General features: G+C 41.8%; 22 protein-coding genes and 1 riboswitch. Of the genes, 9 read left to right on the top strand and 13 right to left on the bottom strand.

Annotation, left to right across the window (positions count from 1 at the left end; all coding sequences use genetic code 11):
* Positions 1–130: 130 nt before the first annotated feature.
* The 5 genes from C2M25_RS06210 to C2M25_RS21690 form a co-directional block, all read right to left on the bottom strand.
* On the bottom strand, positions 131–1015 hold the full coding sequence (locus tag C2M25_RS06210) for a hypothetical protein (RefSeq protein WP_105180694.1): 885 nt from the start codon (positions 1013–1015) through the stop codon (positions 131–133).
* A 129-nt stretch (positions 1016–1144) separates the two neighbouring features.
* Positions 1145–2338 (bottom strand): dipeptidase, encoded by a 1194-nt coding sequence (locus C2M25_RS06205; protein WP_105180693.1) that lies wholly within the window; start codon positions 2336–2338, stop codon positions 1145–1147.
* 59 nt (positions 2339–2397) lie between these two features.
* Positions 2398–2655, bottom strand: coding sequence for a YheU family protein (locus tag C2M25_RS06200; protein WP_063701522.1), 258 nt, complete (start codon positions 2653–2655; stop codon positions 2398–2400).
* Positions 2652–3632 carry a hydrolase gene (locus C2M25_RS06195; protein ID WP_105180692.1) on the bottom strand — a complete coding sequence of 327 codons (981 nt, stop codon included), beginning with the start codon at positions 3630–3632 and terminating at the stop codon, positions 2652–2654. Before C2M25_RS06195 ends, C2M25_RS06200 begins: the two co-directional genes overlap by 4 nt.
* Positions 3633–3774: 142 nt before the next feature.
* On the bottom strand, positions 3775–3915 hold the full coding sequence (locus tag C2M25_RS21690; protein WP_119852677.1) for a DUF3149 domain-containing protein: 141 nt from the start codon (positions 3913–3915) through the stop codon (positions 3775–3777).
* A 269-nt stretch (positions 3916–4184) separates the two neighbouring features.
* Here C2M25_RS21690 and C2M25_RS06190 point away from each other — a divergent pair, with 269 nt between their 5' ends.
* Entirely contained in the window at positions 4185–4610 is a 426-nt protein-coding gene (locus C2M25_RS06190; RefSeq protein ID WP_105175086.1) for a BLUF domain-containing protein, read from the top strand.
* A gap of 15 nt (positions 4611–4625) precedes the next feature.
* Here the strand turns inward: C2M25_RS06190 and C2M25_RS06185 are convergent, their stop codons facing one another.
* On the bottom strand, positions 4626–5717 hold the full coding sequence (locus tag C2M25_RS06185) for an MBL fold metallo-hydrolase (protein ID WP_105180691.1): 1092 nt from the start codon (positions 5715–5717) through the stop codon (positions 4626–4628).
* 149 nt (positions 5718–5866) lie between these two features.
* Between C2M25_RS06185 and C2M25_RS06180 the strand changes: the two genes are divergently transcribed.
* Positions 5867–6796, top strand: coding sequence for a hypothetical protein (locus tag C2M25_RS06180; RefSeq protein ID WP_105180690.1), 930 nt, complete (start codon positions 5867–5869; stop codon positions 6794–6796).
* Between the two features lie 62 nt (positions 6797–6858).
* Here C2M25_RS06180 and C2M25_RS06175 read toward each other — a convergent pair whose 3' ends face one another.
* The gene (locus C2M25_RS06175; RefSeq protein WP_063701530.1) at positions 6859–7515 is read right to left on the bottom strand and encodes a DUF2959 domain-containing protein; all 657 of its coding nucleotides are present in this window, start codon (positions 7513–7515) and stop codon (positions 6859–6861) included.
* 86 nt (positions 7516–7601) lie between these two features.
* Between C2M25_RS06175 and C2M25_RS06170 the strand changes: the two genes are divergently transcribed.
* From C2M25_RS06170 to dtd, 3 genes are read left to right on the top strand one after another with little or no spacing between them, the layout of a single operon-like run.
* The gene (locus tag C2M25_RS06170; protein ID WP_063701532.1) at positions 7602–8474 is read left to right on the top strand and encodes a virulence factor BrkB family protein; all 873 of its coding nucleotides are present in this window, start codon (positions 7602–7604) and stop codon (positions 8472–8474) included.
* A 25-nt stretch (positions 8475–8499) separates the two neighbouring features.
* On the top strand, positions 8500–9453 hold the full coding sequence (locus C2M25_RS06165; protein WP_063701535.1) for an alpha/beta fold hydrolase: 954 nt from the start codon (positions 8500–8502) through the stop codon (positions 9451–9453).
* Positions 9441–9878 (top strand): D-aminoacyl-tRNA deacylase, encoded by a 438-nt coding sequence (gene dtd / locus C2M25_RS06160; RefSeq protein WP_063701537.1) that lies wholly within the window; start codon positions 9441–9443, stop codon positions 9876–9878. The genes C2M25_RS06165 and dtd overlap by 13 nt, the downstream gene beginning before the upstream one ends.
* Positions 9879–9885: 7 nt before the next feature.
* Here the strand turns inward: dtd and C2M25_RS06155 are convergent, their stop codons facing one another.
* Complete coding sequence (locus C2M25_RS06155; protein WP_063701539.1) at positions 9886–10575, bottom strand: spermidine synthase; 690 nt, start codon at positions 10573–10575, stop codon at positions 9886–9888.
* A gap of 226 nt (positions 10576–10801) precedes the next feature.
* Here C2M25_RS06155 and C2M25_RS06150 point away from each other — a divergent pair, with 226 nt between their 5' ends.
* On the top strand, positions 10802–11695 hold the full coding sequence (locus tag C2M25_RS06150) for a bifunctional GNAT family N-acetyltransferase/hotdog fold thioesterase (RefSeq protein WP_063701541.1): 894 nt from the start codon (positions 10802–10804) through the stop codon (positions 11693–11695).
* Between the two features lie 42 nt (positions 11696–11737).
* On the opposite strand, the gene C2M25_RS06145 is transcribed toward C2M25_RS06150, so the two are convergent.
* The 5 genes from C2M25_RS06145 to dapA form a co-directional block, all read right to left on the bottom strand.
* Complete coding sequence (locus tag C2M25_RS06145) at positions 11738–12775, bottom strand: phospholipase A (protein WP_063701543.1); 1038 nt, start codon at positions 12773–12775, stop codon at positions 11738–11740.
* Between the two features lie 186 nt (positions 12776–12961).
* Complete coding sequence (locus C2M25_RS06140) at positions 12962–14080, bottom strand: succinylglutamate desuccinylase/aspartoacylase family protein (protein WP_105180689.1); 1119 nt, start codon at positions 14078–14080, stop codon at positions 12962–12964.
* A 5-nt stretch (positions 14081–14085) separates the two neighbouring features.
* Positions 14086–15291, bottom strand: coding sequence for a PLP-dependent decarboxylase (locus C2M25_RS06135; protein WP_105180688.1), 1206 nt, complete (start codon positions 15289–15291; stop codon positions 14086–14088).
* A complete protein-coding gene (locus C2M25_RS06130; RefSeq protein ID WP_105180687.1) occupies positions 15291–16031 on the bottom strand; it encodes a 2,3,4,5-tetrahydropyridine-2,6-dicarboxylate N-succinyltransferase in 741 nt (246 codons plus the stop codon). The genes C2M25_RS06135 and C2M25_RS06130 overlap by 1 nt, the downstream gene beginning before the upstream one ends.
* A gap of 14 nt (positions 16032–16045) precedes the next feature.
* A complete protein-coding gene (gene dapA / locus C2M25_RS06125) occupies positions 16046–16930 on the bottom strand; it encodes a 4-hydroxy-tetrahydrodipicolinate synthase (protein WP_063701553.1) in 885 nt (294 codons plus the stop codon).
* 137 nt (positions 16931–17067) lie between these two features.
* Positions 17068–17264, bottom strand: a riboswitch (Lysine riboswitch).
* 183 nt (positions 17265–17447) lie between these two features.
* Between dapA and C2M25_RS06120 the strand changes: the two genes are divergently transcribed.
* The 3 genes from C2M25_RS06120 (at position 17448) to C2M25_RS06110 (ending at position 21102) form a co-directional block, all read left to right on the top strand.
* Positions 17448–18143 (top strand): DNA-3-methyladenine glycosylase I, encoded by a 696-nt coding sequence (locus C2M25_RS06120; protein WP_105175080.1) that lies wholly within the window; start codon positions 17448–17450, stop codon positions 18141–18143.
* 8 nt (positions 18144–18151) lie between these two features.
* Positions 18152–19564: a protein adenylyltransferase SelO gene (locus C2M25_RS06115; RefSeq protein WP_105180686.1), complete on the top strand. Its 1413-nt coding sequence runs from the start codon at positions 18152–18154 to the stop codon at positions 19562–19564.
* Positions 19565–20031: 467 nt separating this feature from the next.
* Complete coding sequence (locus C2M25_RS06110) at positions 20032–21102, top strand: OmpA family protein (RefSeq protein WP_063701559.1); 1071 nt, start codon at positions 20032–20034, stop codon at positions 21100–21102.
* Positions 21103–21387 lie beyond the last annotated feature (285 nt).

Below are 21387 nucleotides of genomic sequence, written 5' to 3'. Positions count from 1 at the left end.
CTCTGAGCCATAAGTTTTAAGTAGATTAAGCGGGTTGTTTTCTTTCTGTTCACAGGAACTAATTGTTGCTTGAGGGTAAACTGGATTTAGTGTGTCCTAGCACCTAGCACCTAGCACCTAGCACCTTCTATCATTTCCCCAATGCTTTATCTAGTTCTTCTCTAAGGCGTGGGCCTTTTAGGTTTTCAGCCATGATTTCGGCAACTTTTGCATTGCTACTATTTTCAAGTGCGGTAATGCGCTCTGCTAAATCACTGGCATAACTGTTGTTGCCGTCTCTTGTTGCGCGGAAAAATTGGCCGATGAGGGCTGTGGCAGAAATATTGCGAACATAATCATTATCGTCAGTTTGTAACAGCTTTTGAAAATGCTCAGCGAGCTTAGAAGAGACGTTATTTTGGCGAGATAAATTCTCTAAAGTACTGACACGAATCTTAGGATCATTAGTGTATTCGCTAATGCTTATCATGGCATCGATTACTGCATTTGCTTGGCTGTCGTCCAAGTCGCGTCTGAGCATGCTTAGGGTCATTTTTAGTTGCCCGTAGGCTGCTAAGCGCTCATTTTCTGATTTGCTCAAATTGAGTAAGGTAGCAAGTGCTTCATTTATTGAGCTGTCGGCATATTGTGGGTCTGCTTTGATGCGTTCTCGGTAGTCATCAGGTAAATTACTTAGCCAACCAAGCGCCGGATTTCTCTTCTCAATTTCGGCACGTCGCTCGTTTTCTCGCTTTTCTATCGCTTGTTCAACCAATGTTGCTAACAGCTCGGGATCAATGGCTGGCGCTTGATTTTCAAGCTCATGAATGCGTGTTTCGAGATCTAAAATATAGCCATGTAAGGCGACTAGGTTTTCTCTATCTTGTTCTGGAATGGCCAGCTTTTTTAAGGTGGGTTTTGCCTGCTGAATCGCGACAGGCTTGTCCGTCGAGATTGATTTTGTGTGGCTATAAATAGATAAGCCCAGTGCAATGCTTGCAAATGCCAGCGCAGTATTCCCTTGCCAAGTTGACATATCACATCATCCAAGTTGCTTTGTAATATCAGCAGATTAAAACAAGCCATTTGTATTATCAATTACTTATGATGATAAAAACAAAAAGCGCAGCTAGTTAGCTGCGCTTTTAAATAGAGATTATGTCGATTAATGGGCTTTTGCGTATGCTTCAGCTTGTTGCCAAACACGGAGCATATTGCCACTTAAAATCTTTTTAATGTCTTTATCGCTATACCCACGGTCCATTAGACCTTGCACTAGGTTAGGATAGCTAGATACATCTTTTAAGCCAGTAGGTAGAGAGTCGCCGACACCATCGTAATCTGAGCCAATGCCCACATAATCGATGCCAATTAGCTCAACGACATGATCGATGTGATCAAGTACTTGTTCTAAGCTTGCAAATGGAAACGGGTTTTTAGCGCGATAAGCAGCATCAAAATCTTTACTTAGTTTAGTACCGTCTTTCTTCTTTTCAGCCTTTGCTGATTTAAGTTGATCATACCAAGAGCCTGCTTGAGCTGTAACAAAGCTTGAACCGAAGTTAATTTGAATAACGCCACCATTCTTTTTAAGCGCTAACAGCATTTCGTCGTTCATATTACGCTCAAAGCCTGGGGTGTATTTACGCAGTGACGAGTGTGAAGCAATCACAGGTACTTTTGAAATTTCCATCACTTGATAAAACGCATCATCAGAAATATGCGATACATCAACCAGCATACCAATGTTATTCATTTCTTTTACCAGCTCTTTACCAAATGGGCTCAGGCCTTTCCACTTACGACGAATATCATAAGATGAATCAGAAATGTGGTTACTCTGCGAGTGGGCTAAAGTAATGTAACGTACGCCACGCTCATAAAAATGCTTAAGGTTCTTAATGTCGCCTTCGATAGGTGAGCCGTTTTCCATACCCATAGCAATCGACATTTTGCCTTGTTTAAACTGCGCTTTAATATCAGCAGTCGAGTCTGCAATAGCGAACTTATCTGGCGCGCGTTGCACAATCGCTTCCATAGAGTCGATCAGCTGATTTGCTAATTGGTAGCTTTTACCTTTGCCTTCAAATTCTAGGTTTGCAGGAATATAAATTGACATGAAAGGGGCATTCAAACCACCTTGCACAGCACGCGGGTAATCGAAATCACCGTCGCTTGTGGCTTTTGTTACGTCAGCCCACTTGTTATGAATACGATAAGGCACATCGATATGGGTATCGATTAAAATAGTGTCTTTTGCCAGTTTAATGGCTTTATCTGATGCAGTAACCTGATCTGCGCTTGCTTGGCCAATCAAGGCCAAAGAAACAGCGGCAACCAATGAGCTTAGTTTTTTCATTTTTAATGGCTCTTTAAGTTAAAAAGCCATTGTGAAGGGATACGGTTTAACTTACAAGTTTAGTCGTTAAACGACGCTTGGTACTCTGGATCTGCCTGCAAGGCAATGAATTCAGCCTTTGAGATAATAGTCACTGATTCATGTAACTCAGAAAAAAACACCATGGCTTCACCACTTTTAAGCTGTTGATGAACCTGCGCTACTTTGCTTTCAATACTAAACTCTTGTTCGCCGTAGTCAGTGCCTTCACGTAACACATAACTTTCGATTAAATTATACAGAGTCTCTTTATCGAGGCGGTCGTGAGGAATGATCATAGCTGCTCTTTTTTAACTAATTGTTGAAAATACTCAGGCACAATTCGTTCAAGCCAATACTCGGGTTTAAAAGGGTTTTTACCGCTAATAAAGCCGACATGGCCACCTTGTTCTGAGATGCGCAGCGTAACATGTTCACTGACATCTACGCTATCTGGTACGGCTTTTATTGATAACATTGGGTCATCTTTGGCGTGCACAATCAGTGTAGGTGTTGCAATGCTTTTTAAAAACGGCTTAGCACTCGCTTGTTGATAATAATCTTCAGCGCCCGCAAAGCCATGCAATGGTGCCGTGAGCATATTATCGAATTGCCATAAGTCATCAATCGCCATAAGTTTTTCTGGCGTTAGGCTAATTTGTTGTTCGATTTGTGGCAGCTTTCTTTGCATCGACTTTTTCATACGGTCGAGCAAATATTTTTGATAAATTTTACCCAAGCTTTTACGAATAACTTCGCAAGATGAAGATAAATCAAACGGTGCAGATACAACGGCAGCACCTGTTAAGTTCGATTTAGCACCTTGCTCACCTAAATACTTTGCCAGCACATTACCACCTAATGAAAAGCCCACTGCAAATAACGGGCGTTTTGGAAACTTGCTCTTAAGATGGTTGATGAAAAAACGCAGATCTTCAGTTTCACCGCTGTGATAAGCACGTGCCAAACGGTTAACTTCGCGAGAGCAGTTTCGAAAATGCATTAAGACCACAGCAAAGCCTTGCTGCTTAAGTTTTTTCATCATGCCTTTAGCATAAAAGCTATTTATGTTGCCTTCTAAGCCATGCAATACAATAGCGAGGGGGGCTTGTTCGTTATGAGGTGTTGCCCAAGCCAGTTCTAAAAAGTCACCATCAGGAGTATCGATTGTCGATAAGTCGTAGCGGGTATTATGAAAAGGGCGAAAAAAGCGCGGCATTATGGTTTGTAAATGGCGATTGCGCATCCACCACGCAGGCTTAAACTCAGGTAACATAGCTGACACTTTCGAAACAAAATAAGCGCCTATTGTAGCAAGTTTTTGCTTTTTGAGAACCGCTACAAGATTTTAGCTGAATGTAAATAAAAAGCCCCTAAACAATAAATTGGATAGGGGCTTTGTGCGTCGTGCTTAATTCTTATTTAGGAACTTCTGCGTCGTGAATTTTCTTAATAAAGAAACCAACGTAGAAAAGGCATAAAACGATAACAACTGCCAAAATGCCGAATGACATAAATAAAACTGGGTCGCTAAAAAAATCTCTGAAGAATACGTTCATGGTTGTGCCTCCTAATGTCTATGGGTTAATCATAGGCTGGCTTGAGGACGGCTGATATGATCCAGATCAAGCAATTTTCCTGATGCTAAATAAGCCGATTTAATAGTTGATTTGGATCAAGTTTATTAGGGCAGTTCAAATTTTTAAGCAGAGCGAGAGGGGTGTTTTCTTGGTAAAAGTCAGTATTTAGCCTGCGCTAAGCGCTAACTCTTTTTGCTAAACATGTCATCTGTACTATCTTTTCTAAATCCAACTTGCAGGAGAGTAAGATGTATTTAGTTAGACTGATTTACACAAGTGAAATTAGCGATGGGTTTGGGCCTAATGACATCGAAGAGATTCTTGAGAAAGCGAAAAAGAATAATGCTGAATGCAATGTAACTGGGTTGCTGTGTTTTAATAGCACACACTTTTTGCAGTGCTTAGAAGGATCTCGTAAAGCGGTCAATGACACTTATCATCGTATTCTTAATGACACTCGCCATCGCAATATCATCATGCTTAATTACTGTGAAATAGTAGAGCGTGAATTTGAAAATTGGTCAATGGGCTATATACCTTATTCAAAACTTACAACCCCATTAAACTTAAAGTACTCTGGTAGCAGCGAATTTAATCCATTGGCCATGTCAGCTGGAAGCGCCCATAAACTTATGCTGGCTTTACGGGACTCGTTGCTCACACATACTATGTAATGCTTGCAAGTGTCACTACAGTGACACTTGCTCACCTTCATTCAATATGTAAAGGGGAACTTGGCTGTCCATCTGCTTTTGCATATGCAGTAATCTTAATAATGCAGAGTGGCTTGAATGGTCGCCCATTTGCCAGCTTGAATTGCCATAACCCCATGGGATCATCACTTTACAACTTAGCTCCTCAGCAGCGTTTAAAGTGTCTTCTGGCGTAGTGTGGACATAGCGATACCACTTACCGTTTTCTTCATGATAATAAGAAGCGATGGGCATTAAACATATATCAATCTCACCGTATTTTTGCTTAATATCCTGAAAATGTTTTGAATACCCAGTATCGCCAGCAAAATATAATGTTTTCCCATTTTGCTCAAGTAACCAGCCACTCCATAAATCTTTGTTGTGGTCGTCGTAGATGAAAGGCACCATGATGCGACTGCTAAAATGATGAGCTGGCACTGCATGAATCGTTAAATCATTAATCTGTGTACTTGCGTACCAGGCCATTTCTGAAATATCAAAGCCACCTGTTGGGAAGTTATCGGCAAATCCTAACGGCACTAGATAGCGTGGTTTGTTACCAATTTCTTCAATATCGGCTGTGTTAAAATGATCATAGTGAATATGTGAATACAGTACCGCATCTAAGTCATTAATTTCAGCTTGTGAGGGCCAAAAACCTGGCTTGCGATAAATACCCCCAGCGAGCTTAAAGGCCAAGTCTACGGGCGAATCAAATTGCTCTTTGACTGGGTCAAACAAGAGCTTTTCACCATTGGGTGATTGAATATAAAAACCAGCATGGCCTAGCCAGCGAACTGTAAACCCTGAGTTGATTTCTGGCACATGTTGCTCTGCTTGAAACTGGCATTGTGAGTTGCTGTCGTCGCAAATAAGCAGGTCTGATTCTGCATAGCAATTATCAGTGCAGGTTGTTGGGTATTCTTTATCCCCGGGGTAAAGGTTGTGGTAGCGACCTTCGTACTCCCCCTCGGTTTTTAATGGCGTGATGGTGCCTTCACCGGCAATAACATTGACCTTATTAGGGCTGCTACAGGCCGTTAAAAGTGCTGCTGCAATAAGTGTTGAGAGTGTTTTTAAATGCATACCATGCTTACTTTTTATTCTTTGCCATGAGTTTAGCAAAATAAGATTTAAGATAAATCATTAAAAAGTAACTAAATATTGACTAATTTGTGATGCGATTTTTTTTGCTATTATTTGAGTGATTTTCGAACAGTAATCAAGGAGGATAAATGAAAGTTCTTGCTTTTTTAATTAGTGTATTTTCACTGTCGTGTTTAGCCGCTACGGACTCGTTAACATGTAATGGCTGCTCCACTAATGGAATGGAAAACTTAGCTGCGTTTTCACAACAACGGTCGGGGTCTAGCTATGTGGTTATTTTTGATTTTGATAACAGACAAGTGAAAAAGTATTACAGGAGATTGCGATTTAGTAGCTTTGGTGAGCCTATACGTAACGCTGTTAATGTTGAGTTGAGCTATGAAGAGCAATTTGATGCAAATTTAATTCTGGAGTTTAGGCAAGAAGTAATATTGCTATTGAAAAATAAAAGTGTTGCTATGTTTGTTTCTAATGATGCTGAAACAGATTATATGGGCACTGACTCGAGCCAGTCGATTGCCGCATTTTCTAGAGTTGAGATCAGCAACCAAGAAAGTACCTCTTCAGTTTTAAAAGATGTAGGTGGATTTGATGTTAAAGGAGATCCGTATACCTTTTTAAGTCGGTCTAGTTTTAGAAATAATGCATTTGATTATTATTTAAACCAAGATGGTTCTTTGTTTTCTGAATTAATTGACTCTGCTCTAGATGCAGTAAGAATACCCACAGGAAAAGACATGGGGCTCTACGTGACAATTAATTTTTATGAATCTGCAGATAAAAGTATTCATAACGGCTCTGTCAAAGCTGCAATAGACTTTACAAATGATGTGTTCATCATTATAAGCGCAAAAGATGCAGATAATAACAGTATTCCATTAAAAGTTAGTGACTTAAATAATGAATTTGTTTTTAAAAATAAAAGTAATGGTGAAACAATATTTCTCAATTATATAAAATTACTGTTTGACAGCCATGGAGGGCACACTCCAAATTGCGTGGTGACATCACACCGCACACAAGGTGATCAACACATCTTTACATATAGTTGTAAGTAAATCTTTATATGTTTTATTAAAATTAATGCGGCTAATTGCCGCATTAATTTTAGCTAACTATCTCAACCCGCTTTGTTCATTTGCTCAATGAACTTATTAGAGTCTTCAATAGATTTGTTCATGTCGTCCATTAACACTTTAATATCGCGTTTAAGATTAGTGAATTCACCTTTGATGGCAGAAACTGCTTGCGCGTTTAAGTTGTGTTTTAAATACAGAACGTTGTCATGTAAAGACGATAACACGGGTTCCATCTTGCTTTCAGCGCTGCGCATTGAGCGTAGCAGTTGGTCAAACTGGCGTTTAGTTGCATTGAGCTTTTTGCTGCTTTCACGTTTTAGTGAAGCACTTTTATATTGCTCAAGCTCATCAGCCCACTCTTCAAATAACGCTTCGGCTACATCTTCAACTTTATTGATGTTGCTTGTTACGTCGTTTGCTGCCGCTAGGCTCGACTCGTAATCATCATTAAGTTGATTGTAGGCATCTTGTAGTTCACCACCATCAAAATTGATAAGCGTGGTTAATCTGTCTAATGCTGATTGAAACTCTTCTTGTGACTCTTGTTGTGCTTCTTTTGTTTCTTCTACGCGGTCCACTAAAATGTCGCGTTTATGCACACCGACAGACTCCATGGCTGAGTAATAAGCTGACTGACAGCCTGATAATGCCATTGTTACTGCAAATAGTGGTGCACTTAAAAGTGTCAGTTTTTTCATTGAGAATCCTTTTTAGGTACCTGTCATTTCAAATTATGTGGTGGATTGCTATGATTATCAAAACATTTTAGCAGAAATTAGATTCTATGGATGAGAAGCTCACTCGTTATAAGCTGCAAATAAGCATTTTCTTAAAGCAACAGCCTGCTTGGTGGATGCAGTATCTTAATCGTTGTATTGACGATCAAATCACTGTCAATGCGGGTTATTTGGCTTATGTAACCTTATTATCAATTGTGCCGTTAGTGGCGGTAGGTGTGGCTATTTTTTCTGCTTTTCCGGGTTTCGAAAGCACTTTGGTAACCATAGAAAACTTTTTGTTTACTAATCTTGTGCCAACTTCGTCAGATGTCATTAAAGAGCATATTAGCGCCTTTGCCGGTAATGCGAATAAAATGACTGCCGTCGGTGTGGGCTTTTTAGCGGCGGTATCTTTGCTGCTTATTCGCAATGTCGATGCTACATTGAACCGGATTTGGCGTATCAAGAAAAAACGCCCAATGATGATTTCGTTTGCTGTTTATTGGATGGTACTGAGCTTAGGCCCTGTACTATTAGGGGCAAGCATTGGTGTTACCTCATACATTGTGTCTTTAGTGTCATTTGCTGATCAAGGGATACCGGGATTTAGTGGCTTTTTATTGAAATTATTACCTTACATAATTTCAATGGTTGGCTTCATTATGCTCTATACTTTAGTTCCTAACACACGAGTTCCATTTAGAGCGGCAATTCCAGGCGCTTTGTTTGCAGCTATGTTGTTCGAGCTGACAAAGAAAGGCTTTGCTTTGTACATCAGCCACTTCCCATCATACGAAGTAATTTATGGTGCACTGGCAACGATCCCAATTTTGTTTGTATGGGTGTATTTGTCATGGGTTGTCGTATTACTCGGTGCAGAATTTACTGTTTGTATCAGCCCTGAAAACATTGAAGACACGCCTGATATAGAAGTTTAAATATACTGCACCTAAGGAGAGCGAGGTGCAGTTACATCCACATTATATTGCCAACCGTGACTATCATTTGAGTGTTGGCGATGGTCATCAAATTCATGTGCAAGAGTATGGGGCCACGACAGGTATCGCTGTGGTGCTATGTCATGGCGGGCCCGGTGTGGGTTTGTGTCCTGAAAATTGCCGCTTTTTCGATTTAGAACGTTTTCGGGTGATCATGTTCAGCCAGCGTGGCTGTGGTCACTCAACTCCTCATGATATCTCTCAAAATACCACCTCAGAGTTAGTCGCCGATCTCGAGTTTTTACGCAATCAGTTGGGCATTGAAAAGTGGCTAGTGTGTGGTGAGTCTTGGGGGGCAACCTTAGCGCTCGTATATGCAATTAAGCACCGAGAACACATTTCGGGGCTTATTTTACGTGCCAGTTTTTTAGCTTGTAACAGTGATTTTGAATGGCTTTACACAACAAAAGGAGCCGGCGCGCATTTCTATCCTGAATGCTTTAATGAATTTGCACATGATTACACTGATTGGCATGCCTTACTCGACTTTTATCAGCAACAACTAAACAGTGATGATCAAATTAAAGCCAGTAAATTTGCCAAGCTGTGGTGTCATTGGGAGCAGGTGTTATGTCATGGTGAGCCCCTAACAAACTGGGGGTTACAAGAGCCTCATGTTGGGCTAAATCAAGCAAGGTTAATGGTGCATTATTTTCGTCATCACTGTTTTATTGAAGAGGGCTATATCGCAGAAAATGCGCATGTCTTAACGCATCTACCCATGTGGTTTATTCATGGCCGTGCCGATTTGATCTGTCGCTATAGTGCCGTACAGCAGCTTGCTGAACAGTTAAATGCGCAATTATTGATTTTAGATGGCATTGGGCACAGTAGCGATAATCAGGTATATTTGGCGGCAATGCGACGTGCCGCAGATTTAATGTATATCAAGTTATCGAGGGATCAATGCAAGGCTTAATTCAAAGAGTAAAACAGGCAAAAGTAGAAGTGGCAGGCGCAGTAGTCGGTGAAATTTCACAAGGTATTTTGCTGCTATTAGGTGTTGAAAAACAGGATACCGAGCAAAGCGCTCAAAAGCTTTTACACAAAGTCAGTAATTACCGTATTTTCACCGATGAACAAGGAAAGATGAATTTAAGTTTGAATGATATCAAAGGTGAGCTTTTAGTGGTTTCGCAGTTTACGTTAGCAGCCGACACTAAAAAGGGCATGCGTCCGAGCTTTTCAAGTGCTGGCACGCCAGAACAAGCTAATACGCTCTATGAGTATTTTATCGCAGAAGCTAAAAAAGCAGGCTTAACAGTGGCTACAGGGCAATTTGGTGCTGATATGCAAGTAAGCCTATGTAACGATGGTCCCGTTACTTTTAATTTATCTGTGTAACAGACAGTTACTTTTTTATCATCACGATGTGGTTCACGTAGTCGGGGATTTTTACAATGCTTGGCCGTTTACCGAATTCAGTGATCAGTAGGTGTTCAAGTTGTTTTAGCTGCGATGGGTGATTAGATAAAAAATTAATGAACAACAAGCCATCTTTGGCCATCGCTGCTCTTAGTTTGGTGTAAAACTGGTGTTTGTATAAAAATAATGGCGCATCTACCTCACTGAATAAATCTAGGATAATCCAATTGTATTCGTTGTTTTGCTCTAACACTTGCTGAGCATCAAAACAGTGTAGGTTATTAGCGTGATCGCCCCCAAAATAGCGTTTATAGCAGTGAATTATGTCGGGGTTTTTATCTACTGATGTCAGTTGGCTATCAGGGTAGGTGTGCTGTAAGTAATTACGAATAGCACCACCACCTAGCCCTAGTTCTAAAATCTTTTGAGGTTCGTCTAGGTCTTGCCAAAGTTTTGCAAGGTATTGTAAGTGTGGGAAAAGTAATCTAGCAGGGCGGCGTTTTTCGATAACGGATTGCAGGGTTTCGTTGATCAGTAACCAACGTAATTGGTTAAGTTGCCTAACTTGAATACTGTAATTGCCTTGCTTATGCCAATAAATGAGTTGCCCTAATCGGTGACAGTCCTCAATAAAACTATGTTTTACTGCGCCACTGGGTTCAAGAAAATGTTCCATATTTCGGGCCTTTAGCAATATCATTATAAAAATAAGACAATTATTTCAGCATAGACCAGTAGGCATAAAGTGCAATTGTGCATTAGTTTTTACAGCTAAGAATAATAATTTAGGCTGGGTCACCAAAGTATTATTCCAACTTGTTAGAAGATAGCGTATCGTAATTCGCATTCCAAAGGCCATGAGAAAAACAACAGACAGTGGCTGAATTATCACAGGAGTTTTTATGTTTAAAGTGACCACCCCACAAAGCAGCGAAGATTGGCAAGCGTATTATTCATTACGTTGGCAGGTTTTAAGAGCACCTTGGGGCGAGCCGCGCGGTTCTGAGCAAGATGACTTGGAGCAAGACGCAGAGCACCGCTTTATCAAAAATAATAACGGCGACGTATTAGGCGTAGCTCGCCTGCATTTTAATAATCACAAGCAAGCGCAAGTTCGATATATGGCGGTCGCTGAAGGTAATCGCAACCAGCATATTGGTAGCCGTTTATTACATGAATTAGAAAAAATAGCATGGACTCAAGATGCCGACGAGCTGGTATTGTTTGCTCGTGAGCGAGCACTTGATTTCTATAAGCGCCATGGCTACGAAGTAAAAGAAAAAGCGCACCTTGCTTATGATGATGTTCAGCACTGGAAAATGGTAAAACAAAAGCCGTCTGAGCCGGGGTGGTTCCGTCATCCAAACTGGACACAAGTGCTGCAAAATACGTGGCGTGAGTCGATCCCAATCAGTGATGCGATGGGCATTAAAGTAGAAAGCTATACCGATTGGCAGTTTACTACTCGCGCTGACTTAGATGCGAACTTAAACCTTCATAACACCATGTTTGCTGGCTCGATTTATAGTTTAGCGACTTTAACAGGGTGGGGCGCAACTTACCTTGCACTAAAAGAAGCAGGGCTTGAAGGGAATATCGTGTTAGCTGATGCCAACATTAAATACCTTAAACCACTGAATAACGACCCTCGTGGTAGTGTTGAGCTGGCTGGTTGTAAAGGCAAGTTAGCGGAGTTAGAAGACAGTGGTAAAGCAAGCTACCATGTGCCAGTGAATGTATACGATGGTGATGTGTTAGTGGCAGAATTTGAAGGTCACTTCATCGTTAAAAAATAACGACTATTTAGAGCGAGCTAACTAAAGCTCGCTCTTTATCAGTTAAAGTAAGTCAGTTAATAGAATACCCACACCAAAACGTTCAATATCGGCGTTGTAATCAATTAAGCTTTCGCCATAACCATTAAAGTATTGTGCGTAACCACGTAATCGGCCCCAAAGAGGGAAAGACCAATCTAATTGGATTGCACCGCGGTTATCTGAATTTAAGTTATTACGGGTCATAAAGCTAAATTCATGCTCGTTGTAACGGTATGCACCCGAGAACTCAAAGTAACCCATGTATTTGTAGATATCTGGATTATCATCGCCACGGGCTTCGATCTCATCGTCTTTTTTGTCTTCAGGAATGCGGTACCAAGGCTTAAAGCTAAATACAAAGCCATCTTTTTCCCATAAGAAATCCGCATAAATACGGTTCCATGAACGTGAATTTGGCTGGCTGCGGCCATTCGATTGATGTGAGGCACCAATTGCAATTGCCATTTCATCGCCCCAAAGCACATGCTCAGGGTCGAGGTAGTTCACCCAGAATATCTCAGGTTCATAATTCGTTTCACGAAACGGTGATGAAATATCTTTGTTATAAAACTGCCAAAACGATTGCATGGTAAATGCAAAAAATACGCCTTGGTCTTTATCTGAGAAGCCTTCGAAGATAGGCACTTTGATTGATAGTTGATATTTTACTTCAAGATTATCAAGTGGCTCGCCATCGACTTCTTCAGCGAGGTCTTTTAGGCCATCAAAAGGGCGCTCATTAGGATTGGATACGTAAGACAGCGGCAATATATAGTTACGCTTATGTGGGGTGATCACATTACGGTTTTTCTTACTTACTTCTTCACGGGCTTTACGTTTTTCAAGAGCTGTGAGCTTTTTGCTCTCGTCTAAGTCAGAACATTTTTTACGAAGTTCTTCGAGTGTTTGTTTACCGTCACCGCCAATAGCTTCGTTCAAAATACACTGCTTTACGAGTTCTAGCGCGTCATCTTGTTCGTTAGTTTGTGGTTGTTCAGTTTGAGCAAATACAGGTACAGAAAATAAGCCAGCGGCTGCCAGCCAAATGCGCCATCCCATTGCAGTTCCCTTTCAGTAGACTTGTAAGTAGGTATAATTATAACGATTTTTACATAAGTAACCGTGAACTTGTACTGAATTGTTGAAATTTTAGGTAAATAGAGAGCCCCAAGCTAAGCTTGGAGCCCTGCTGTAACGGCCTAAGGGCATAAGCCGTCGACTCTCACGCAATGAGAAGGAATGAGCTTATAGCTCAAATACGTTGGTAAAAAACTTATAAAGTTCAGTACCTTGATTCACGCTTGCTGAAGCAAAATGCAAAATAGCGATGGCGTCTTTATCAAAACTTAATGTTTGTAGGGGCTGCTCAGAAAGGTAGCGCTCCATTCTTAAAATACGGGCGATAGGCTCACCTGCTTTAATATGGCCACCCAGTGGGGCAAGGTATTCAACCATGCCACCCATAGGGGCGTAGTAAGCTATATAATCTTCAAGCATACAGGCATAGCGTGTCATCGCTTTTGGTTGGTACGCAGCATCAACTAATACCTCTTTGTGATTGAGGTAACTTAAAATGCTATTTGCATCATCAAGTGCTGCACTTAAATCGATTTTTTCTTGGCTACCTAGCTCAACGGTAAATGCCTCTACTTGAACAGCGAATTCACGGCCTTGCTTGCCAAGCTCTTCAGATAGTGACCACCATGGACAGAAACTCGCTTCATCCATCGCGCGATCAAAATCACTTGGGATCAATAGCACATGTTCGATGTTAAAGTAGCTCGCGCTGTTTTTGGCGTATTCAGGACAGTATAAGTGCTGACTTGAGATAGGCCCGGTGTGAAGATCTAAAACAATATCAGCCTGATGAGCAAGCTTTTGCAAGTTAAGGGCAATACGCTTACCCGTTGGTAGGCTGTAATCTGGGCCCGTTAATTGACTGTCGATGTCAGCAACGAGTGCCTGTTTAAACGCCGCTTTAAGGGTCGCATCATCACTGTCTTTATACTGTTCAGCAATCTGTGACGGTAACGCTTTATTAAAGCGGTACATACGGTTCCAGTTGGTGCCAGTAATTGGATCGAAGCGACCTAAAGTAAACTCACCTGATTTTTGGTTGCAGCCAATAGGGTTGGCATAAGGCACTAGGGTAATATCGCCACGCAGCTTGAGTGATTTTAGCTGCTCAAGCAATTGATAAATTACGGCGTTACCTTGTACTTCAGCGCCGTGCATATTGGCTTGTATATACACGTCTGGCCCCGTGCCATCGCCTTTTAAGCGATACACTGGGATTGTTAGAGGTAGGCCGTTTGCAATCTCGCCAACAACAATATTCTCTTGGTTGATTAATTCTTTACTCATGGTGATTACCTTAAATAATAGCTGGCATCTTCAGCGCTACGGATGCACTCAATATTGCCTTGTTCAAGGATGTATTCAGCCGCTAATTCGTGGCATAGAAAGTACGGCATACTTTCGGTAAAGCCATACGCGCCACATTGGCTGAATACCAACCAGTCTTGCTCATTTAAATCGCTCGCTAATTGGTGCTCACCTAAGCAATCAAGGGCGGTGCAAAGTGGCCCGTATAAAGTCATTGCTGCAGGCTCAGCCGTCGATTCGCGTAGTAACGATGCAGGAAAATCTTGGCTTGTCACAGCTGGGCGAAGTAAATGGTTAATACCGCCTGATAAAATGACCTGCTGTTGATTGTAATTTACTTTACGCTCAACAACTGGCGTTGCGTAATGGCCGCATTCGCCCACCGCATAGCGGCCAAGTTCCATCCAAAGCTCATTAACACCGGCATCTGCTTTTATGCTCGCTAGGGTCTCGATAAGTGCAGACCAATCAAGTCGGTTAGCATCTTGAGTATAAGGAATGCCTAAGCCACCCCCTAAGTCGAGAATATTAAGATTAATGTTTAATGAGCGTGCTAGCTGTTGCAGTGGCGCAATCATCGCGCGCCATAGCTCGGCGAGCTTGTCAGTGCTCAGCATATTGCCCCATTGGAAAATATGCAGACCATCAAAGCTAAGAGCAGGGTAATCACTTGCAGTGAGTGCTTGCCACTCATCACAGCCCAAACCAAAAGGGGTAAGGCTATCACCACCAAGTGGGTTCTTTTCGCTGTCTGGCCAACGAAGTTGTACACGCAATAGAACTTGCAGCTGACAATTTGTTTTTGTTGCTTGTTCGTTTAACCAGCGAACTTGGTTAATGCTCTCGGCCACAAAAGTACGTACGCCGCGAGCAATAAAATGTGAAATTTGTGCAGGGCTTTTTGCAGGCCCTGTGTTGAGCACGCGCTTGCTATCGATGCCTTGGGCAAGTACTTGCTCAAGTTCACCTTTACTTGCAACATCAAAGTTAAACCCTGCGCTGTCTAAACATTGAATAATGCGAGACAGTGGGTTGGCCTTAACGGCATACCAAAGTTTTACATTGGTTTGTGCAGTCAGTTGATTTAAATGTGCAGTTAATTTATCTAAATCATAGATAAAAAATGGCGTATCAAGATGCGTTGAAACTTGTTCAACCGCTTGCTTGATAGGCGTGCTCAAAAAGCTCATTAACGTAAAACCTCTTCTAACAGTAATGATGCATCGCTTTGTTCGTCACGGTATTTCACGATCAATGCACACGACATGCTTAGACCTTGTTCACGACCCCATGCATTTGAAGCTGGACGAGAGCCTGGGATCACAATCGCGTTTTCTGGAATTGCTTCACCTTTGTCTAGCTGGCGCTCGTTAACGCAATCGTAGACAGGAATGGTTGCCGATAAGCGAACACCCGGCGCAAGTACAGCACCTTTTTTCACGACCACACCTTCAACAATAACGCAGCCTGCACCGATGAATGCGCCATCTTCAATAACCACAGGGCTGGCACCAATTGGCTCAAGTACGCCACCTAATTGTACTGCCGCACTTAGGTGAACATTTTTACCCACTTGTGCACATGAACCCACTAATGCGTGGCTGTCGACCATTGTGCCTTCGTCGATGAATGCGCCAATATTTACATACGCTGGTGGCATGATAATGGTGCCTTTGGCAACGTGTGCGCCACGACGAACACTGCTACCACCTGGTACCATACGCACGCCTGCATCTGCTGCAAAGCCTTGTGGTGCTAAGTTGTGCTTATCAACAAAACCACCCGGGAACTCGGTATTTGTACCATTCTTAAAGGCTTCTAAAATGCCTTGTTTAACTTCAACATTGGCGTGCCAGTTGCCGTTCTCGTCTTGTGTTGCTGCGCGAACTGCGCCTGATTCTAAGTTGTTTAATAATTCTAACCAGCTCATGATAAAACCTGTTTTTAGTTCCAAGATAAAATTGTGTTGTTTGCGTGGGTGATGCTGTCTGTTTGCTCAAGCTCTAAATGTGTAAGCGGCGGACGTAAATGCGGGGTATTTATTTTACCTTGCAGGTGCATCAGTACTTTTACGGGGATTGGATTTGCTACAGCGAATAAACTTTGGATTGCTTGCGACCAATCGGTGAATAGATTTGGGTATTGACCACTTAAACTGCGTTTAACAAACTCATGGGTTTGAATCGGCCAAGCATTCGCGGCAACCGAAACTAAACCTTTGGCACCAGCTTGAGCAAAATACGGCATAAGTGCATCATCGCCACTGAAAATGGCTAATGTTGGTGATGCCGTTCTAAAGCCTTCAAATTTGCTAATGTCGCCACTGGCCTCTTTTAAAGCCCAAAGGTTTTTGTGTTCAGCAAGGTTTTTGATCACCTGCGGTGAGATCTCAACTGCGCTACGTCCTGGTACGTTATACAACATACAAGGGTGATGGCTTGCGTTGAGTAGGCTTTCAAACCAATGTGTTTGGCCAACAACCCCAGGTTTTGCATACAGAGGTGAGCCCAATAGATAGCCATGAATAGGTAGTTGGTTGCAGTATTCAACCCAAGCAACTTGTTGCTTGAGGTTCATGCCGCCCACAGCAACCATGAGTGGTACAGTCGGTGCTAATTGGCAAACATGCTCAACAATAGCTTGTTGCTCTTTGAGTGAAAGCGCCAGTCCTTCACCGGTACTGCCAAGCAATAAAATGCCGTTATTTGCATCTTGCTGCTCAGCGACCAGTTGTTCAAGGGCCGTGTAATCGACCTCGCCAGATTCAGAAAATGGCGTGACAAGCGCTGTCCATAATGGATAGTCGTTTAAATCAAAATTGTTGATCATCTCTCACGAACTTATAAGGTATTCGAAGAGTTTATGCGGGAGCAATTGAATGGAGCCGCATGTCGTCATTCGAACAAGGTATAATTCGAAGAGCGAATGGGCTTAAAATAATAAAGACGCAACGGCCTTATTATACTAAGACCAGAAGCTCTCCACCAAACTAATCAATAGCGTTTTGCTATTGTTGGTGACAGTCGCTGGGATTCAGCCCAGTCGCCCGAAATAAGCACCTCACAAACGGTGTTACTTCTCGGCGTTAATTCCCCTCACGTATGATCATCAGAGTCTGTGCTCTTCCCATACGCTACCTGAATAACGCACCTCTTCCAGCCCTTTATGCTCGCTTTAAAGGTTAAAGCCAACATAGTTAAATAGGGTATTGGCGGCGATTAAAGCATTTTAGCCATCTAGGTGTCAAGGCGAAGGATTTGTTTTTTAGTGACCGATTTTGCAACATGGTTACGTATAACCGTGTTTTTACGTACACTTAGCGTTAACCAAATAAATTGGAAAAATGATGGAAAAATTCAACGATATTTATCAACGAGCCGTATCTCGAAAGGGCAGTGAAGAAATGCTGCATGCGCTGTTATCAAACCCGCTCGATGATACTGATATTGCCAAAATGAATGACGATTTATGGTTAGAAGAGTTTACGCGTAAAGTATTTCAAAGCGGCTTTTATTGGTCTGTAATCAATAATAAGTGGGCTGGTTTCCGTGATGTGTTTTGGGATTTCAGCGTAGAAAAATTATTGATGATGCCACCGGATATGCTTGAGCAAAAGGCCAGTGACGAACGTATCATCCGAAATTTCAAAAAAGTACAAACGATCCCTGAAAATGCGTACATGATCCACGAAGTTGCTGAGAAACATGGCAGCTTCAGTCAATTTATCGCAGATTGGCCAACTGACAATATTATTGGTCTGTGGGCTTATCTTAAAAAACATGGCGCTCGATTAGGAGGCAACACTGGCCCTTACGCTTTGCGAGCGCTTGGTAAAGATACCTTTTTGCTTTCTCGCGATGTAGAAGCCTACTTGCGTGCCCATGAGTTGATTGATGGCGGCTTACAAACTAAAAAGTCATTACAAGCGGCGCAAGACTTCTTCAATGAATTACAACAGCAAAGTGGCTACAGCCTGCAGGCACTTAGTCAGCTCGTGGCTTATGGTGTAGGTGATAACCGCGTAGGTGTCGCAACACGTTAAGGACAGTTATGAAACTGCAAACTCGATACACAGATATTAGTGAACTACTTGCGATTAAAGATATGCCTAGCGCCGTTGCTGAGCCGCAATTGCTGCTCTTCAATGACAAGCTCGCTGATAATTTTGCGATTAATCACGACAGCGAATTTTTAGCTAAATTGTTATCTGGTTCAACGATAGATAACGACGTTGCACCAGTTGCACTTGGTTACTCAGGTCATCAATTTGGTCATTTTTCACCGCGTCTTGGTGATGGCCGAGCACATTTGCTTGGCGCTATTGCAGATAAAGATGGCACATTGTGGGACTTGCAGCTAAAAGGCGCTGGAGCAACAGTATTCTCGCGCGGTGGTGATGGTCGCTGCGCCATAGGCCCAGCAGTACGAGAGTACATCATGAGTGAGGCGCTTTATGCGCTTGGCATCGCAACTACACGCTGTTTAGCTGTGGTTACAACTGGTGAAACGGTATATCGTCAGCCACCTCGCCCGGGTGCAGTTGTTACTCGCCTAGCTAAAAGCCATATCCGTGTTGGCTCATTTCAATACTTAGCCACACAAGGGGATATCGAAGGGCTAGAAAAGCTCGTTGATTACGCAATTAATTGTCATTTTCCTGACATTAGCAGTACGGGTGAGCAGCGTTATATTGAATTTTTAACTGCCGTACTCGATAAGCAAATTGAGCTGGTTATCAGCTGGATGCGAATTGGCTTTATACATGGCGTGATGAATACCGATAATACCTTGATTAGTGGTGAAACGATTGACTATGGTCCTTGTGCGATGATGAATCAGTTTGACCTAGACACGGTGTTCAGTTCAATTGACCATCAAGGACGTTATGCATTTGGTAATCAACCCAATATTGCCAATTGGAATATTGCACGTTTGGCTGAAAGCTTAATTCCGTTATTTGCTGATCAAGAGAGTGCCGTCGAAAAACTCTCGCCGGTAGTGAATGGCTTTGCAGCTAAATTCAATGATGCATTTAATACTATGTGGCAGCAGAAATTAGGATTAGCAGGTCAGCAAGAAGGCGATCATGCTTTAGTTTCAGAATTGCTGAGTTTAATGAAACAACATCAGCTTGATTATACCAATACTTTCAATGCGCTTACTGAATCTTTAGTGAGAGACTTTGCTATTGACTCTCAACTTAAAGGGTGGGTTTCAAAATGGAGGTTAAGAACATCTTCTGAAAGTTACAGCACAATGCGCGCTGTTAATCCTGCAGTCATTCCACGCAATCATAATATTGAAATGATCTTGGCTGAGTATGAACAAACAGCTCAAAGCGTTTCACTTGATGAGTTTATGAAAGTCATCAAAGCTCCATATAAGTATGAGGAACAATTTGCTGCATGGTATCAACCTCCGAAGGAAGGTGATTGTAATTACCAAACTTTTTGTGGTACTTAAGGGTTAATCTTTATGGTTGATAACAATTGTAAATGCTCATTTTTTAAAATCTAAGTGTTCGTTGATTGAGCAAGCTAGCCGCCAGTGTTATGATTTATATCAATAAAATAGCACTAAAGTTTTGCTTTTTAACGAAAATTTACAAATAAAGTTGCTTTCAACTTGTTGATTTAAAAATAACCAATATAATAATGTAATTGGGAATGGACTTTTATCGGTTTTGAAGTCAGTAGATTGGGCTGAAAAGCGGCTTTCACCTAATCATAACAAAGCGATCTAAAGGCATTGTTATGCAAAGTTATTTAGATAACCTATTATTGGGTAATTGACTGAAATTACTCGGCAAGATTTTTGTTCTGTACCGAGTTCGTTAAGTTTTGATTAACTATTAGTCGACTACTCTGTTTAAACTGATTGAGCTGGTTCAACTTAGCTACAATTTTAATTGTGAAAATGGGAAGGAAACAATGAAATTAAAATCACTTACTATTGCTTTAGCACTTGCTGCAACTAGTGCTTCAAGCTTCGCTGCCGAAAAGCAAGGTTTCTACATCGGCGCATTTGGCGACTACTATGACGCATCTTGGGAAGACGTTCGTGACTTTTCAGCTGGCGGCCTAAATGTAGATGATTCTACAGGTTGGGGCTTAGAGCTTGGTTATCGTTTCAGTGATTACTGGAGCGCTCGTTTAGAATACGCTGATATGGATTTCGACTACAGCGTAGATTTAAACGATGGCACTACAATGAGTGGTTCTGAAAGCGGCAAGCGTTACGGTATCGACGCTTTATATCACTTAGGTGGTGGTCCATTCTACGGTATTTTCGGTCTTAAAAATCTTGATGCGGTTGACGAAGATCTAATGTTCGCAAACGTGGGTGCTGGTTACCAACACTACTTCACAGATAATTTCGCATTTAACGCTGAAACATCTTTATACCAAGGTCTTGACCGTGGTTACACAGATGTTGGCGCTAAATTAGGCCTAAGCTACATCTTTGGCGCACAAAGCTCTGCTTCAGAGCCAGTTGAACCTGCTCCAACAGTTGTTCCTGTTGCAGTTGAGCCAGTTGATAGCGATGGCGATAACATCCCTGATGCTGATGACCAATGTGCAAACACGCCAATGACTGACGCTGTTGATGGCACTGGTTGTACATTATATGAAGATCGTGAAGTAACTAAGAGCTTACTAATCACGTTCCCTAACAACACTTCTAAAGTATCTCAACAATACTTAGATGATATTGACCGCGCTGCTAAGTTCTTAAAAGAGCACCCAGGTACTGACGTAGTACTTGAAGGTCACACTTCATCAGTAGGTAAAGCTGACTACAACAAGTGGTTATCTAAGAAACGTGCTGATGCCGTTGCTAAGAAACTAATCGAAGACGGTATTGACCCAATGCGTCTTACTACTGTTGGTTTAGGTGAAGAACGCCTTAAAAACCCTGCAAATACGCCAGAAGCTCACGCTGAAAACCGTCGTGTTGAAGCGAAAGTAACTGTAATTGAGCGTGTTAAAGTAGAGCGTTAATCTAACCCTTTACGAAAATTTTAAAAACCCAGCCTAGTGCTGGGTTTTTTTATTTCTAAGACTTAAAGTAAGTAGATAGGAATGATTCTTAATAAATATTCATTTGAATAGCGTTTTTTTCTAGTACTATTCATGGTATTTATAGTGAATATAAAGTGCCTAACCACAGCATGGATTTTCATCTATACTTAAAAGCTTTATAATTAACCGTCAGAATACTATAAGTACTGGGTCTTAATTGGTATTTAGCTTAATACTACCGAGTACTTTCACGTCACCAAGAGG

Source organism: Pseudoalteromonas sp. T1lg21, assembly GCF_002964625.1.
Lineage (GTDB): Bacteria > Pseudomonadota > Gammaproteobacteria > Enterobacterales > Alteromonadaceae > Pseudoalteromonas > Pseudoalteromonas gelatinilytica.
Note: the sequence above shows the minus strand (reverse complement) of the source record. Positions and strands in the feature narration are given on the sequence as shown.

Coding starts and splice junctions, on each gene's coding strand:
- C2M25_RS06210 (WP_105180694.1), bottom strand. CDS start 1,015: ATGTCAACTTGGCAAGGGAATACTGCGCTGGCATTTGCAAGCATTGCA.
- C2M25_RS06205 (WP_105180693.1), bottom strand. CDS start 2,338: ATGAAAAAACTAAGCTCATTGGTTGCCGCTGTTTCTTTGGCCTTGATT.
- C2M25_RS06200 (WP_063701522.1), bottom strand. CDS start 2,655: ATGATCATTCCTCACGACCGCCTCGATAAAGAGACTCTGTATAATTTA.
- C2M25_RS06195 (WP_105180692.1), bottom strand. CDS start 3,632: ATGTTACCTGAGTTTAAGCCTGCGTGGTGGATGCGCAATCGCCATTTA.
- C2M25_RS21690 (WP_119852677.1), bottom strand. CDS start 3,915: ATGAACGTATTCTTCAGAGATTTTTTTAGCGACCCAGTTTTATTTATG.
- C2M25_RS06190 (WP_105175086.1), top strand. CDS start 4,185: ATGTATTTAGTTAGACTGATTTACACAAGTGAAATTAGCGATGGGTTT.
- C2M25_RS06185 (WP_105180691.1), bottom strand. CDS start 5,717: ATGCATTTAAAAACACTCTCAACACTTATTGCAGCAGCACTTTTAACG.
- C2M25_RS06180 (WP_105180690.1), top strand. CDS start 5,867: ATGAAAGTTCTTGCTTTTTTAATTAGTGTATTTTCACTGTCGTGTTTA.
- C2M25_RS06175 (WP_063701530.1), bottom strand. CDS start 7,515: ATGAAAAAACTGACACTTTTAAGTGCACCACTATTTGCAGTAACAATG.
- C2M25_RS06170 (WP_063701532.1), top strand. CDS start 7,602: ATGGATGAGAAGCTCACTCGTTATAAGCTGCAAATAAGCATTTTCTTA.
- dtd (WP_063701537.1), top strand. CDS start 9,441: ATGCAAGGCTTAATTCAAAGAGTAAAACAGGCAAAAGTAGAAGTGGCA.
- C2M25_RS06155 (WP_063701539.1), bottom strand. CDS start 10,575: ATGGAACATTTTCTTGAACCCAGTGGCGCAGTAAAACATAGTTTTATT.
- C2M25_RS06150 (WP_063701541.1), top strand. CDS start 10,802: ATGTTTAAAGTGACCACCCCACAAAGCAGCGAAGATTGGCAAGCGTAT.
- C2M25_RS06145 (WP_063701543.1), bottom strand. CDS start 12,775: ATGGGATGGCGCATTTGGCTGGCAGCCGCTGGCTTATTTTCTGTACCT.
- C2M25_RS06140 (WP_105180689.1), bottom strand. CDS start 14,080: ATGAGTAAAGAATTAATCAACCAAGAGAATATTGTTGTTGGCGAGATT.
- C2M25_RS06135 (WP_105180688.1), bottom strand. CDS start 15,291: ATGAGCTTTTTGAGCACGCCTATCAAGCAAGCGGTTGAACAAGTTTCA.
- C2M25_RS06130 (WP_105180687.1), bottom strand. CDS start 16,031: ATGAGCTGGTTAGAATTATTAAACAACTTAGAATCAGGCGCAGTTCGC.
- dapA (WP_063701553.1), bottom strand. CDS start 16,930: ATGATCAACAATTTTGATTTAAACGACTATCCATTATGGACAGCGCTT.
- C2M25_RS06120 (WP_105175080.1), top strand. CDS start 17,448: ATGGAAAAATTCAACGATATTTATCAACGAGCCGTATCTCGAAAGGGC.
- C2M25_RS06115 (WP_105180686.1), top strand. CDS start 18,152: ATGAAACTGCAAACTCGATACACAGATATTAGTGAACTACTTGCGATT.
- C2M25_RS06110 (WP_063701559.1), top strand. CDS start 20,032: ATGAAATTAAAATCACTTACTATTGCTTTAGCACTTGCTGCAACTAGT.